The 13,284-nt window shown below is 60.4% G+C and carries 15 protein-coding genes and 3 pseudogenes; 8 read left to right on the forward strand and 10 right to left on the reverse strand.

Annotated features, from left to right (window positions below; all coding sequences use genetic code 11):
* Position 1 precedes the first annotated feature (1 nt).
* From L0A91_RS18485 to L0A91_RS18500, 7 genes are all read right to left on the reverse strand, one after another.
* On the reverse strand, positions 2 to 457 hold the full coding sequence (locus L0A91_RS18485; RefSeq protein WP_311198037.1) for a hypothetical protein: 456 nt from the start codon (positions 455 to 457) through the stop codon (positions 2 to 4).
* Positions 454 to 1,509, reverse strand: coding sequence for an APC family permease (locus tag L0A91_RS05620; protein WP_311198038.1), 1,056 nt, complete (start codon positions 1,507 to 1,509; stop codon positions 454 to 456). The genes L0A91_RS18485 and L0A91_RS05620 overlap by 4 nt, the downstream gene beginning before the upstream one ends.
* Positions 1,510 to 1,597: 88 nt before the next feature.
* The gene (locus L0A91_RS05625; RefSeq protein WP_235246170.1) at positions 1,598 to 3,040 is read right to left on the reverse strand and encodes a primary-amine oxidase; all 1,443 of its coding nucleotides are present in this window, start codon (positions 3,038 to 3,040) and stop codon (positions 1,598 to 1,600) included.
* Complete coding sequence (locus L0A91_RS05630; RefSeq protein WP_235246172.1) at positions 2,968 to 3,393, reverse strand: hypothetical protein; 426 nt, start codon at positions 3,391 to 3,393, stop codon at positions 2,968 to 2,970. The genes L0A91_RS05625 and L0A91_RS05630 overlap by 73 nt, the downstream gene beginning before the upstream one ends.
* Positions 3,394 to 3,618: 225 nt before the next feature.
* The gene (locus tag L0A91_RS18490; protein ID WP_397333809.1) at positions 3,619 to 4,347 is read right to left on the reverse strand and encodes a GTP pyrophosphokinase family protein; all 729 of its coding nucleotides are present in this window, start codon (positions 4,345 to 4,347) and stop codon (positions 3,619 to 3,621) included.
* 41 nt (positions 4,348 to 4,388) lie between these two features.
* Positions 4,389 to 5,063: a DUF429 domain-containing protein gene (locus L0A91_RS18495; RefSeq protein WP_311198039.1), complete on the reverse strand. Its 675-nt coding sequence runs from the start codon at positions 5,061 to 5,063 to the stop codon at positions 4,389 to 4,391.
* Positions 5,030 to 5,365, reverse strand: a complete 336-nt coding sequence (locus tag L0A91_RS18500; protein ID WP_311198040.1) for a DUF429 domain-containing protein — start codon at positions 5,363 to 5,365, stop codon at positions 5,030 to 5,032. Before L0A91_RS18500 ends, L0A91_RS18495 begins: the two co-directional genes overlap by 34 nt.
* A 92-nt stretch (positions 5,366 to 5,457) precedes the next feature.
* Between L0A91_RS18500 and L0A91_RS05645 the strand changes: the two genes are divergently transcribed.
* Complete coding sequence (locus L0A91_RS05645) at positions 5,458 to 6,216, forward strand: DsbA family oxidoreductase (protein WP_235246173.1); 759 nt, start codon at positions 5,458 to 5,460, stop codon at positions 6,214 to 6,216.
* Here the strand turns inward: L0A91_RS05645 and L0A91_RS05650 are convergent.
* Positions 6,213 to 6,620, reverse strand: coding sequence for a FadR/GntR family transcriptional regulator (locus L0A91_RS05650; protein ID WP_235246174.1), 408 nt, complete (start codon positions 6,618 to 6,620; stop codon positions 6,213 to 6,215). The genes L0A91_RS05645 and L0A91_RS05650 overlap by 4 nt on opposite strands.
* 8 nt (positions 6,621 to 6,628) lie before the next feature.
* The gene (locus L0A91_RS05655; protein WP_235246175.1) at positions 6,629 to 6,916 is read right to left on the reverse strand and encodes a FadR/GntR family transcriptional regulator; all 288 of its coding nucleotides are present in this window, start codon (positions 6,914 to 6,916) and stop codon (positions 6,629 to 6,631) included.
* 148 nt (positions 6,917 to 7,064) lie between these two features.
* Between L0A91_RS05655 and L0A91_RS18505 the strand changes: the two genes are divergently transcribed.
* The 7 genes and pseudogenes from L0A91_RS18505 to L0A91_RS05680 all read left to right on the forward strand — a co-directional run bounded on the left by L0A91_RS18505 (position 7,065) and on the right by L0A91_RS05680 (position 12,859).
* The gene (locus tag L0A91_RS18505; protein WP_311198042.1) at positions 7,065 to 7,358 is read left to right on the forward strand and encodes a hypothetical protein; all 294 of its coding nucleotides are present in this window, start codon (positions 7,065 to 7,067) and stop codon (positions 7,356 to 7,358) included.
* On the forward strand, positions 7,277 to 7,765 hold the full coding sequence (locus tag L0A91_RS18510) for an amino acid permease (protein ID WP_311198043.1): 489 nt from the start codon (positions 7,277 to 7,279) through the stop codon (positions 7,763 to 7,765). The genes L0A91_RS18505 and L0A91_RS18510 overlap by 82 nt, the downstream gene beginning before the upstream one ends.
* 32 nt (positions 7,766 to 7,797) lie before the next feature.
* Positions 7,798 to 8,496, forward strand: a complete 699-nt coding sequence (locus tag L0A91_RS18515; RefSeq protein ID WP_311198044.1) for an amino acid permease — start codon at positions 7,798 to 7,800, stop codon at positions 8,494 to 8,496.
* A 48-nt stretch (positions 8,497 to 8,544) separates the two neighbouring features.
* Positions 8,545 to 9,924, forward strand: coding sequence for a glutamine synthetase family protein (locus tag L0A91_RS05665; protein WP_235246176.1), 1,380 nt, complete (start codon positions 8,545 to 8,547; stop codon positions 9,922 to 9,924).
* A 142-nt stretch (positions 9,925 to 10,066) separates the two neighbouring features.
* Positions 10,067 to 10,632, forward strand: a pseudogene (locus L0A91_RS18520) (gamma-glutamyl-gamma-aminobutyrate hydrolase family protein).
* Positions 10,633 to 10,661: 29 nt separating this feature from the next.
* Positions 10,662 to 12,013 (forward strand): annotated as a pseudogene (locus L0A91_RS05675) (aldehyde dehydrogenase family protein); the annotation flags it as partial.
* Positions 12,014 to 12,056: 43 nt separating this feature from the next.
* A pseudogene (locus L0A91_RS05680) lies at positions 12,057 to 12,859 on the forward strand (3-oxoacyl-ACP reductase).
* Positions 12,860 to 12,898: 39 nt separating this feature from the next.
* On the opposite strand, the gene L0A91_RS05685 reads toward L0A91_RS05680, so the two are convergent.
* The gene (locus L0A91_RS05685) at positions 12,899 to 13,246 is read right to left on the reverse strand and encodes a GntR family transcriptional regulator (protein ID WP_235246177.1); all 348 of its coding nucleotides are present in this window, start codon (positions 13,244 to 13,246) and stop codon (positions 12,899 to 12,901) included.
* Positions 13,247 to 13,284: the final 38 nt, after the last annotated feature.

Consider the following 13,284-nt stretch of genomic DNA (forward strand, 5'->3'; position numbering starts at 1 on the left):
CTTACTTCACTTCCTTGAGTTCAAGGGCTTCCTGGTTGTCCGTCTCGGCCGTTGTCTGCGGCAGAGTCTCGCCACGGAAGAAGGCCGGGTTCTTCATCCAGAGGAAAGCCATGAAGACCAAACCGCCCAGGATCATTCCCAAGCCAAGGATCAACACGAGACCAACACCGGCGATGGCGGCGCCACTGCCGTAGGCCGGGTCAGCGCTGTCTCGCAGGGTGATGAGGAAGACGAAGAACAGGCCCAACCCACCTAGCAGTGGGAACAGGAACTTGAAAGTGAAGTTGAAGGCATTGGCAAACAACTGGTTGCGGAAGTAGTAGATGCAGGCGAACGCGGTCAGTCCGTAGTAGAAGCAGATCGCGATACCGAGGGAGTAGATCGTGTCCAGCAAGACGCGCTCGCTGACAATCGTCATCACGGTGTAGAAGCCACCAGCAGCAATGCCAGCGGTCATGATGGCCACCGTCGGGGTCTTTGCACCGGGTGAATCTTCTGCAGGCCGGCTGGCAGTGCCTTGTAGGAGGACATGGCCAACATGGTGCGTGTGGTGGGGAAGAACGTGGTGATCAAGGATGCTGCCGAGGAGGCCAGCACAGCCAAGAAGAGCAAAATGCCGAAGTTACCCATGACTGGTTCTGCCAGCACGCCAAACACGTTGTCGGCCGTGTCGGGGTTGGCCAGGCCGATGCCCGTTTCGCCCAGGCCCGCATACATCTGGGTGGCGATGCTGACGATGAGGTAAGTCAACAGAATCGAGACGACGCACAACAGCGCAGCGCGGCCTGGGATCTTCTCGCGGTCCTTGGACTCTTCGTTGACCGTGAGCGACACATCCCATCCCCAGAAGGCAAAGATCGAGCCGGACAGGCCAGCAATAAAGGCCGACAACGTCAGTCCGGACGGGCTAAACCAATCCCAACTGAAGTCCAGGCCGACGCCTGACTCGCCGTGCTTGGCAATCGCCAGCACCGAAAAGATGAGCAGGATGATGAGTTGGAAGCTCACCAAGACGATCTGCACCTTTTCGGTGGCGTCAACGCCGCGGTATGCGACGTAACTGGCGATCCCCAAGAACGCCAGGCAGGTGAGGACGTTAATTGGAGTGTTCAGCCACAGGTCAGCGATGGTTTGGCTGCCGAACACCTCGCCAAAGAACTGGTAGAAGAACTGGACGGCAACAGCGGCCAAGTTGGACAGCACGAAGATGGTGGCCAAGATCGCTGTCCAGCCACCCAGCCAGCCGATGACCGGGCCGAAAGCCTTGGTCGTCCAGGTGAAGGAGGTGCCGCAGTCGGGCGAGACCTTGTTCATCTCACGGTAGGCATAGGCGGCGAAGAACATCGGCAGGAAGCCCGCGATGATGACCACTGGCACTTTGGCCCCGGCGCTGGCGGCCAAGATGCCAATCGTTGCGGTCAGGGCATAGGCCGGGGCAACAGAAGAAATACTTAGAACGGTGCTACCTATCAGGCCGACTGAGTCGCCCTTTAGCCCTTTATCGGCCATGTCATTGTCCTCAACATCGTTGTCGCGGGAAGGCTATGAGGTGCGACGGCGAGTGCCCAGCCTGGGAGCACTCGCCGCCTTCATGCTGTTAGTGGCAGGACATGCCCTTGGGCTTGGACCGCGGTGCGTCCAACGACGGGTTTTGGTCAAAGAAGCCAAACGGCTTCAGCCAGAACGACACGGTGTCGGACGGCATCATCGGCCAGTCCTCGATGCGAGTGATGTGGTGCACGCCGAAGACATACCAGAGCACGAGGTCTTCGTCGATCAGGTTCGCGTCGTCCTTGATCCAGGTGGTGATGCCTTCGCCACCCACCGACTGGGTCGGGTAGTCACCCGCTGGCCAGCGCTCGGCCGGGTCTTCTGCGGTGACCCACAGTTGGTGACCAATCACGGGCGCGCGCTTGTAGACCGGTGAAGACTCATCCAGCATCGCTGGGAAGGCATCGCCCGGAACGATCTTGTATGCGGTGTTGCTGCCCAACTTGTTGGTCTTGTTGGGGTTCATCACCTTCCATGCCCGCTGGGTCTCCCAGTTGAAGTCCCGACCGGCATCCTTTTCGGAAGCAATCTGGGTCTGCTGGGTTTGCAGCGCGAGACCGTAGGGGTTCTCCTCGGAAATCGGAGCCGCCGAGGAGTCGACCTCGACCAAGGTGTTGCCTTCGCCGTCGACGTCCAGGTCCATCCGAGCAACGATGAAGTGCTGGTGGAAGGGCGCATACGTGCGGGTGTCAACCAGCGTCCCGCTCGGCGGTGCCTTGTCGCTATCGTTTTCCAGCGGAGTGGTCACCATGGCACCGGTCGCGCGGACCTCGCACTCGATGTTGCCGTCCTGGTAGAAGCGCCAGTAGACCAGGTATTCGTAGTTGGCCACCGTTGCGTGGAACGACACCACCATCCGGCGCATCCGGCGCACTTCAGCGCTGCCGTCGCCATCAACGTGCTTCCACAGGACCGCGTTGTCTTCCTCGTGCAGACACATAGCCTGCTTGATGGTCTCCGGCTCGCCCTTGCTGTTGTTGATGACCGCGTCGATGTAGGTGATCTCACCGAGGCAGTCGCAACCCAAGCTGAGGGAAGTCGTCATGTAGCCCAGACCCCACTCACCAATGTCGAAGGCGGTGCGACGGTAGTGGTCATAGCCGGGGTCGCGGTAGGGAACGACCATTTCGGCGAACGACATCCGGTATGCGACGTCGCGCTCTTCGCCCTGATCGTTGAAGCTGATCTGGTGCAGCGTCATACCCTCACGGAAGTTGAAGCCAACCCGCATCTTCCAGTTTTGCCAGGTCAGTTCGTTGCCATCGAGGGTGAAGGAGACCCCCTCTGGCTGCACGATGTCGAGTGGCTTGAGGTCTTCGCGGATGGGCTTGTCGCGCAACTCGGGCACGTATTCGCCATCAACTTCGGGCAGGCCGTAGTCGTGGTGGTCCTCGATATCCAGCAACTCAAGGGTGTTCATGTCCACGATGAGTTTGAGGCCCGAGATCGGGTGCGCGTAGGGTTGCCCGTGGGTGTCTTGCGCAGCCACAGGTCGCACCAACCGAGCCGGCGATCGCGCCACTGCTCGGGCATAACCTCGCGGCCGTAGGTCCAGACGTCAATCAGGACCAGCGACATGTCGGTGATGCCACGCTCCGACAGCACCTTGACCACGTCGGGGTGGACTCGGAGGGCTTCGTCAACGTCGTGGTACTCGTCGACAGTGAAGTTTGGGGTGACGTCGGGGATGTGCGTCCAGGAGGCAACTGAGTCAGCGGCCAAGTCAACGACGCCTTCAAAGGTCTCGTTGTTTTCGCGGTCCCACAACACGGCAATGGCCTTGCGCGGCATCGCGTCGCCGGGCGTCCAGGCTTTGACCTCAGCCTTAGGTGGCTCTTGCATCTCGATGGATGCAAAACGCCAGGATTCAGACACTCCTGGTCGCGCCGCAGGATGCTTGCCACCGACCGGAACTCGTCGGAGGACAGTGGATCTAGGGGGTGAGATGACAAGGGAGTCTCTTTCGGCAGACGACAGTGGCTTGGCCAAGAGTCTCGCCGTTCTGCCCGCCGGTCAATCACCCTTTTGCATAGCGCGTATGCCTGCTAGGCAATTCGCCTTGATTGACTAGACGAGAGGTGTTTGTAGGCGCCTTAACCGTGAGGTCAACAGCTCGGTCCGCTCCTGATTGCCATGCAATTGGACGTAGCGCTGACCAAAGATGGCCAAGAGCGCATCGTCCAACCGGCGGACCGCTCCAGGCGGGTAGCGATAGCCCAATTGCACGCTGATAGCCGCCGAATCAACGGATCGCAGCAAGTCGCCCAACTCCCCTAGCGAGGTCACGCCGAGCTCTAGCAGCAACCCGGACACCCACTCGTAGTGCTCCGTGCGCGACCAGCCCGCCTCTGGAATCGTCGCCGACAGGAACGCCGTTAAGTCCTGGGCGCTGATTCGGGGATCGCTCGGGTCGGCTTCCCCCAACTCGTGGCCCGAACGCTCTTGGAGGCGCTCGCGGATCTTCGAGAACTCGGCGTCGGCCAGCTCTAAGAGGCCGGCTGCGAGCGTGAAACGGCGATCTAGGTCCGGCGCATCCTGCTCAGACACGGTGCCCTTGTAGCGGATGTCGTGCTCAAACTCGGCCCAGGCGTGCTGCAACACCGTGCGCAGTTGGACGGAAGCCGTGTGCTGCCTAATTTCGGCACGCTCATGGTCGGGTGCCACTTGGACCAACAAGTGGCGTGAGCTATACCCGAATCGCCCTTCTCGAGCCGTTTCTTCGCCCATGTCTCTGTCGTCATGGATGGCAAATTGGTCAGCCAGCAAATCTGCCACAGCAGCGACATCACTTTGCACATAGGTGACGACCCGCAGGCCGATCTGATCAGTGATTTGATTCAGCGGGTCCGGATAGACAGGGCCCCGTCGACGTGCCGGTTCGCTTTGCCGGCAAAAGAGGCCACCGACTTTGTTCGGGCCGTCACGCTCAGATAGTTAATGCCCGCGTCGTCCAACAACTGGGTCAGGGCTTGCTGATAGGACTCAGTGATTCCCGTTAGCCCTGGATACCGCTCGGCATATTGCTGCACTGCAGCGTGCACCAAGGTTGGCGCCAGCCGCGGCGACACTTCGGGGCGGATGCGAGCCACACCCAACCTCGGGGTCACGATGGCGCCCTCCTCCGCCGAGCCATAAACAGAAACATCGGCGGGCCGCCGATCCGAGAACATTGCAATGTAGGCGCACAACACAGCGTCAATTTGATCTTCAGCAATGCGCAGTTGGCTCTTACGCCGGGCAGAAGTCACCCGCTCACGCAATTCGATCCAGAGCGGAGAGTCGGCTAACGCCAACGCTGGGTCATATTCGCTCAGGCCCTCCATCAACGTCACCAGGCGCAGCAACTCCCCTTTAAGCCCCTCAAAGGTTCGACCTGGTTTGTTCTTGTATTTGATGGTCTTGGAAAGGCCAAAGAGTGCAATCGTGGCCGGGTGTGGATACACCTCAAGGCCACGACGCGAACTCTGCCCGAGCGGTGTCAGGTCAAGACCCAATTCTTGAGCAATTCGCATCGCTCTGGTCCCGTTGCTGAACTCAGGCTTCGCCGTATTTGAGGGTGTGCTCCGGCTTCAAAGCCAGCGAAGTCCTTGTTTAAAGCCGCCTCGGCACCACGGTTACCGCTGGGGTTTTTCACGATGATGGGGGCATCAAAACCCACCACGATCGGCCCCAATAAATAGGCCTGGATAACTGATCGGATGTCCGCGTCACTCATCACTGAAGCGACGTGCAACAGCGTGCCGTCGCCCGCCAGCACGGCAACGCCGGTGGGTTTACGGGCGCCCCAGGCAAGATCAAGGCCAATGTAGTGCATTACGCCACTCTGACAGAAACGCTCGGTTATTCGAGCATTGGGCGAATGGGCAATGGCGGAACACCTGAACCCTTTGTCGTGTTGACCCATGCATGAGCGAACCCATCACCATTGAAGTTTGGTCCGACGTCGTATGCCCGTGGTGCTACATCGGAAAGCGCCGTCTCGAAACTGCGCTCGGCGACGTCGGCTCCGGCGATGTTGAGGTCATTTGGCGAGCCTTTCAACTCGATCCAAATTCACCTCGCCCCGGCGAGCCTGGCCACGGTCAAGGAATGGCCGAGCACTTGGGCCAAAAGTATGGCGGCGGCATCGAGGCTGGCCAACAAATGAATGAGCAGATGACCAAGGTCGCCGCAGGCGAAGGCCTCGACTTCCATCTCGACCTGGTGGGCACCGGCAACACGACCGACGCCCACCGCCTGCTGCACTTGGCGGCCGAGGAAAGCACGAACTTGCAGGATGCCCTGAAGGAACGGTTCTTCGCCGCCTTCTTCACCCAGGGACTCGACACCTCTTCACCCGAGGTGCTGTCGAAGTTGGCCATTGAGGTGGGCTTGAACGCTGACCGTGTGGCTGAAGTGCTGGCCTCCAATGAATTCAGCACTGAGGTCCGCACCGAGATGGCCCAGGCTCAGGCCTATGGAGCCAATGGCGTTCCCTTTACCGTCGTGAATGGCACCTATGGCATCTCTGGCGCGCAGCCAGCGAGCGTCTTTGCCGAGGCCATCCAGCGAGCCCGGGCCGACCAGGCGCCCCAACTAACCGCCGTCCAGGGCGATGCGGATGCGAGCGCCTGCGGCCCAGATGGCTGCGCCGTCCCGGAAGCGCAAGACGGCACGAGCAACTAGTCGAGGAACCCTCGCAGCAGCGATGCGGTGCCTTCAATGTGCTCGCGCGTCGCTGCTGCGGCGGCATCACCATCCCCCTGCTCAATCGCCAGCAAGATCACCTCGTGTTGCTGGGTTGAGTGCGCCAGATTGGGCGTCAAGAGCGGGATGTGATCCAGAAGTTCGTTCACCCGAGCGCGGTTTTGCAGCACAACGTTTGACAACGTCGGACTGCCGCATAGGTCCGCGATCAACAGGTGAAACCTTGAGTCCAGCGGTCGATAGTGATGTTCCGGGGCGTCACATAGTGCTTGATGGCCCGCGCGTAATGCCGCCACCTGCTCATGACTAATCCCGCGCTGGGCAGTCAGCCTGCTGACCGCTGGCTCGACAACTTCTCGAGTCGTCAAGACGTCGTGCACCACTCCCGCTTCTAATTCGTCGGGCCAACGTGAAGGGTCCGGCAACCTGTCGCATACGTGTGTCCCCCGTAGCGACCACGAGCCACGGCCACGTAGCCCGCGCTCTGCAGGCCAGACAGCGCATCCCGCAGCGTCGTGCGGGAAACCCCCAATGACTCGGCCAGTTCCCGTTCAGGGGGCATCTTCTCGCCAGGTCTGAACTGCCCCAGCCTGATTGCCTGGAGAAGTCGCTCAAGCGTCCCCTCATAGACATTGCCCACCCGAATAGGCTGCATTCGTGGTGTCACCGGCTGGCTCATGGCTCTCACCGTACCGGCACACTCGCTTCGCACCTCAAGCCCAGTTTTGCCAGGTTTGGAGTTGGTAAAAACCCTTGACGCGCCAGGCTCTTTGACGCAACACTCAGCCCCAATGGTCTACATCTGATCCAATGGACAGGGGCACCACATGAGCAAGGCAAAGAATGCCGGTCAAGGCGTTGACGCGGACTACATGGAGCATCGCTCGCTTAAGTCCGGAGCCGCTGGCTGGATACTGCTCGCTGGCCTTGGCGTCAGTTACGTCATCTCCGGCGACTTTGCCGGCTGGAACTTCGGCATTGAGCAAGGCGGTTGGGGCGGACTGCTGATCGCCACCATCGCGATGGGTCTGATGTATTCGTGCATGGTGTTTGGCCTGGCCGATTATCGAGCACCCTGCCTACGTCGGGCGCTGGTTATGGCTTCGCCCGCCGGGCGCTAGGCCCGCTAGGCGGTTTCGCGACTGGCACCGCCGTCTTGATCGAGTATGCGGTGGCGCCAGCAGCCATTGCCGTGTTCATCGGTGGCTATGTCGAGGCACTTGGCCTCTTTGGCCTCACCAATGGCTGGCCCATCTATCTCGCGGCTTATGTCATCTTCATCGCCGTCCACATTTGGGGTGTCGGCGAAGCCCTGAAGTTGATGTTTGGCATCACGGCTATCGCCGTCCTGGCCCTCATTGCCACCGTGGTTGGTTTGATCCCGAAGTTTGAGTTCAGCAACTTGGTCAACATCGACCCGGACGGCTCGACCATGTCGAGTGCGTTCCTGCCCTTTGGGATCAGCGGCGCTCTAGCCGCCCTGGTCTACGGCATCTGGTTCTTCCTCGCTGTCGAAGGCGTGCCCTAGCCGCTGAAGAAGCGGGCGACCCTAAGCGCGATATGCCCAAGGGCATCATCACCGCGATGTCGATCTTGCTGGTGTTTGCAGCGCTGATGTTAGTCCTGGTGCCTGGCGCCGCTGGCGCTGACGTGATCAGCACGAGCGAAAACCCGCTCCCCGAAGCGCTACGCATTGCCTATGGCGAGAACTCCACGCTGGCTAGCTTTGTGAACTACGCCGGGCTAGCCGGTTTGGTCGCTAGCTTCTTCTCCATCATCTATGCCTATTCGCGCCAGTTGTTTGCCCTCTCACGGGCTGGTTACCTGCCCCGTTGGTTGTCGCTCACCGGCAAACGCAAGACCCCCTGGGTTGCCCTCATCGTCCCAGGCACGATCGGTTTCCTGCTCGCGGCCATCACCCAGGACGGCGCCTTGCTGATCAACATTGCGGTGTTTGGCGCCACCGTTTCCTACGTCCTGCTCAACCTGTCGCACATCATGCTGCGCCGCCGCGAGCCTGACCTGGAGCGCGAATACCGCACTCCTGGTGGCGTAGTGACGACCGGCGTTGCCCTCGTGCTGAGCGCCATCGCCGTCGTCGCCACCTTTGTTGTTGACCCACGCGCCGCCGGCATCACTGCCCTGGTGTTTGCCGCCTTCATCGCCTACTTCTGGTTCTATAGCCGACACCACCTGGTGTCCAGCGCGCCCGAAGAAGAATTCGACCAGATCAATAGCGCTGAATCCGACCTGCGCTAGCTCGTTACCCATCACTGAGACCACAACACCGCTGATCAGGAGCTCACCATGACCGGAACCGCTCACCCTCGCAACCCACGCCTGCTCACTGTTGAGAAGGTCACAGAGCTCATTGAGGCCGAGGACGTCGACACGGTGATCGTTGCCTTCACCGACATGCAGGGCCGACTTCAGGGCAAGTATCTGCACGGCGCCTACTTCCTCGAGCATGCATTGGGACACGGAGTCGAGGGTTGCAACTACCTGCTTGCCGTGGACACCGAGATGAACACGGTCGATGGCTACGACAACTCATCCTGGGAATCCGGCTACGGCGATATGGCTTTCGCCTTGGACCTCGACACTTTCCGGCTGATCCCCTGGCTGGACAAGACGATCATGGTCCAATGCGATCTGACCACGACGGATGGCACGCCGGTGTCGATGTCGCCCAGATCCATGCTTAAGGCCCAAGTAGATCTGGCAGCCGAGCAGGGCTGGAAGGCTGTGTCAGGCACCGAAGTGGAGTTCGTGGTCTACAAGGACACTTTCGAGGAGGCCTGGAACAAGGGCTACCAAAACCTGGTGCCAGCCAACCAATACAACGTCGACTACTCGATCATGGGCTCAGGGCGGGTCGAGCCGCTGCTGCGCGAAATCCGCAACCAGATGTATAAAGCTGGCATGGTTGTTGAGTCCGCCAAGGGCGAGTGCAACTTAGGCCAGCATGAGATCGGCTTCCTCTTCGATGAAGTGATGCCTACCGCCGACAATCACAGCGTCTACAAGACCGGCGCCAAAATGATCGCTGCAGACATGGGCCAATCGCTCACTTTTATGGCCAAGCCCAATGACCGCGAGGGCAGCTCGTGCCACATTCACCTTTCATTGCGTGGCCTCGATGACAGCACGGTCTTTTGGGACAAGGAGTCCGGTGAGCGCACCAAACTCTATGACCAGTTCATTGCTGGCGTGCTCGCCACCATGCGCGAGTTCACCCTTTTTTATGCCCCCAACATCAACTCTTACAAGCGCTTCGCCCTGGGTTCTTTTGCGCCCACCGCCGTGGCATGGGGCCAAGACAACCGCAGTTGCGCCGTTCGGCTGGTCGGCGAAAGCTCTTCAGCTCGCTTGGAGAACCGTCTGCCAGGCGGCGACGCCAACCCCTACTTAGCACTTGCAGCGATGATGGCCGGTGGGCTCTATGGCATTCGGCACGAATTGAAGTTGCCTGACGAGATGACTGGCAACGCATACACCTCCGATGCCGAGCACGTCCCGCATTCTCTCGCCGAAGCACGGACTCTCTTCGCTGAGTCCGAGATCGCGCTGGAGTGCTTTGGCGAAGAGGTCGTCAAGCACTACGTCAACTACGCCAACAAAGAAGTAGAAGCCTTTGACGCCGTTGTCACCGACTGGGAATTGCGGCGAGGTTTCGAACGGCTATGAGCCCTGCACGGCCCCGGATCGGACTCACGACGTACTACAAGGAAGCAGCGTGGGGGGTGTGGCGCCGCGAGGCAGCGATTGTCCCCAGCTCCTATGTTGAGGCAGTCGTGCGCGCTGGCGGCACTCCCTCCTCCTGCCACCCATGGGTAGCGATGTGAGCATCGTCCATGACCTGGATGGTTTGGTCCTGATTGGGGGTAGCGATCTAGACCCAGCCACGTATGCCGCGCCAGCCCACCCGGCGAGCGCACCAGAGCCATATCGAGACGAGTACGAATTTGCTCTGGTGCGGGCGGCCCTGGAGGGCGACCTGCCAACGCTGGCCATTTGTCGTGGCATCCAAGTGCTGAATGTGGCTTTGGGTGGCACGCTGCACCAACACGTGCCAGAAGTTATTGGGCACAGCCGCTATCAGCCGACCCCTGGCGTTTTCGGCGACGTCACCGTCAGCACCGAGCCTGGCTCGCTGATCAATTCGATCGTGGGGCCAACCTTCACTTCCCCTGCTATCACCACCAGTCCATTGACGTGGTGGCCCAGGGTTTGGTTGTCACTGCGGCCTCCGACGACTCCGTCATTCAAGCCGTAGAAACCACCAGCGCTGGCTGGGCTTTGGGCGTCCAATTTCACCCAGAGGAAAACGCAGACGATGATCGTCTCTTTGCAGCATTGATCACGGCTGCACAACAGCCCGTTCGCGCGCATTGAGACAGCACTCACTGAAAGGCAACACTTGTATGGCCGCTACCCAGGTCCTTAACCCCGCCACCGAAGAAGTCATTGCCTCGGTCGAGATGTATGACGTCGCGGCTACCGATGCCGCGATTGCCGCCTCAAAGGTTGCCCAGCGCCAGTGGGCTCGGGTTAGCGCGGCCGATCGCGCTCGGCTGTTGCGGCGCTTCTCAGTCGTGGTGGACGAACACATCGAAGAGTTGGCCCAACTTGAGGTGCGCAATGCCGGACACGCCTTGGGCAATGCCCGCTGGGAGGCGGGCAATGTTCGCGATGTCCTGGCCTACTACTCCGGCGCTCCGGAGCGACACCTCGGCCAGCAGATCCCCGTGGCGGGCGGCATGGTCACGACATTCCACGAGCCCATTGGTGTCGTGGGAGTCATCGTGCCGTGGAACTTCCCGATGCCGATCGCGGGCTGGGCGATTGGGCCCGCGCTCGCGGCTGGCAACTCTGTGGTGCTCAAGCCAGCAGAGGTCACACCCTTAACCGCGCTGCGGTTGGGAGAGTTGGCGCTGGAAGCAGGCCTGCCCGAAAATCTGCTGCAGATCCTGCCAGGTAAGGGTTCAGTGGTAGGCGAGCGCTTCGTGACGCACCCGGACGTGCGCAAGGTGGTCTTCACTGGATCCACGCAAGTAGGGAAGCAGGTGATGCGCGGCTGTGCCGATCAGGTTAAGAGAGTCACCCTGGAGTTGGGTGGAAAAAACGCCAACATCATTTTTGCTGACGCAGACATCGCAGTGGCTGGCGCTGCAGCACCCGATGGAGCTTTCGATAACGCTGGACAGGACTGCTGCGCACGGTCCCGCCTGCTCGTGCAGCGCAGTGTCTTAGATGATGTGCTGTCCGCCCTTGAACCTGCCGTCAATAACGTCGTCGTAGGCGACCCGGGAGACGAAGCAACCTTCATGGGGCCGCTGATCACGGCGGCGCACCGCGACAAGGTTGCTTCCTACGTCGATGGGCGCGAGACGCTGATCTCCGGCAGCAGCCCCCAAGGATCTGGGTTCTGGTTCCCGCCTACGGTGCTGATGGCAGACAACCCCACCGACCCCGCCTTCAGCGAAGAGATCTTTGGACCAGTCATTTCAGTGTTGCCCGTTGACACCGAAGAAGACGCCATTCGGATCGCCAATGACACCGAATACGGCCTGTCCGGCTCTATCTGGACGCGAGATGTGGGCCGTGCCATGCGGGTTGTCCGCGGAGTCGAGGCCGGCAACATCGGCGTCAATTCTCACTCATCGGTCCGCTACAGCACCCCCTTGGTGGCTTCAAGCAGTCGGGTCTTGGGCGCGAGTTGGGCCCCGATGCCCTCGATGCGTTCAGTGAACTCAAGACTGTCTTTTCGCAGACAACTAACCCACCAACAGACTTATCGACTCTCGAAGGAATCCTCCATGACCACTGCGCCCTCCCCCGCCATCACGTCCAACCGCCTGACTGACCGAGTCGCGGTCATCACCGGCGGCGCGAGCGGAATCGGCTTGGCCACCGCCAAACGACTGGCCTCCGAAGGGGCGAAGGTCGTTATCGCCGACATTTGCGACGCGAGCATCGGCGAGCCAATCGCATCCGAACTCGGCGGGATCTTCGTGCGCACCGATGTGACGGTCGAAGAGGACGTGATCTCCCTCTATAAAACGGCGCATGACACCTATGGCTCGTTAGACATCACGTTCAACAACGCTGGGATTTCGCCTCCCGAGGATGACTCGATCTTGACCACCGGCATCGATGCCTGGCGCAAGGTTCAAGATGTCAACCTCACCAGCGTTTACTACTGCTGCAAGCACGCTCTGCCCTACATGATTGAGCAAGGCAAAGGATCGATCATCAACACGGCCTCGTTTGTCGCTGTCATGGGCGCAGCAACTACCAAATCTCCTACAGCGCATCCAAGGGCGGCGTCCTCTCGATGACCCGCGAGTTGGGCGTGCAATTTGCCCGAAAGGGCATCCGTGTCAACGCCTTGTGCCCTGGCCCTGTTAACACTCCCCTGCTGCAGGAACTCTTCGCCGCCGACCCCGAGAAGGCGCAACGGCGGTTGGTGCATGTGCCGATGGGCAGGTTCGCCGAGCCATCCGAAATGGCTGCCGCCGTGGCCTTCTTGGCCAGTGACGACTCCAGTTTCATGACGGCGAGCGAGTTCCTCGTGGACGGCGGGATTAGCTCTGCCTACGTGACGCCGCTGGAAGACTGAGCGAGGCATACCAGGCCTTGAGCCCCGAGGCCTGAAGCATCACCACTGACGTCGGACGAGACCCAACGTCGCTTCCAGCGTGAGGCCCCGACCTTTGGCTAGTGAAACGAGCGTGGCTGCGGCCGCGCTCGTCTCACTTTCCGCGGCGTCCGGCGGGTCAAGCACAACCGTGCCGTTGCGTCCCCGAGTCTCGATGTGCCCTTCGGTTTCTAGTTGGCGGTAGGCCTTCGCCACGGTGTTTGCTGCGATCCCGAGGTCTTCTGCCAGGCGACGCACCGGAGGTAATTTTGTCCCCGGTGGCACTGCTCCAGATTTCACTCCACCAGTGACACAATCTGCGATCTGTTGGAAGACAGGGGTATTCGCCTCGGAATCAATAGAGAACATAGACACCACTGTCCCAGCCCTTGGCTTGATCCGTCTCA

Origin of the sequence: Ornithinimicrobium sp. INDO-MA30-4 (assembly GCF_021535045.1) — a bacterium.
GTDB lineage: Bacteria > Actinomycetota > Actinomycetes > Actinomycetales > Dermatophilaceae > Ornithinicoccus.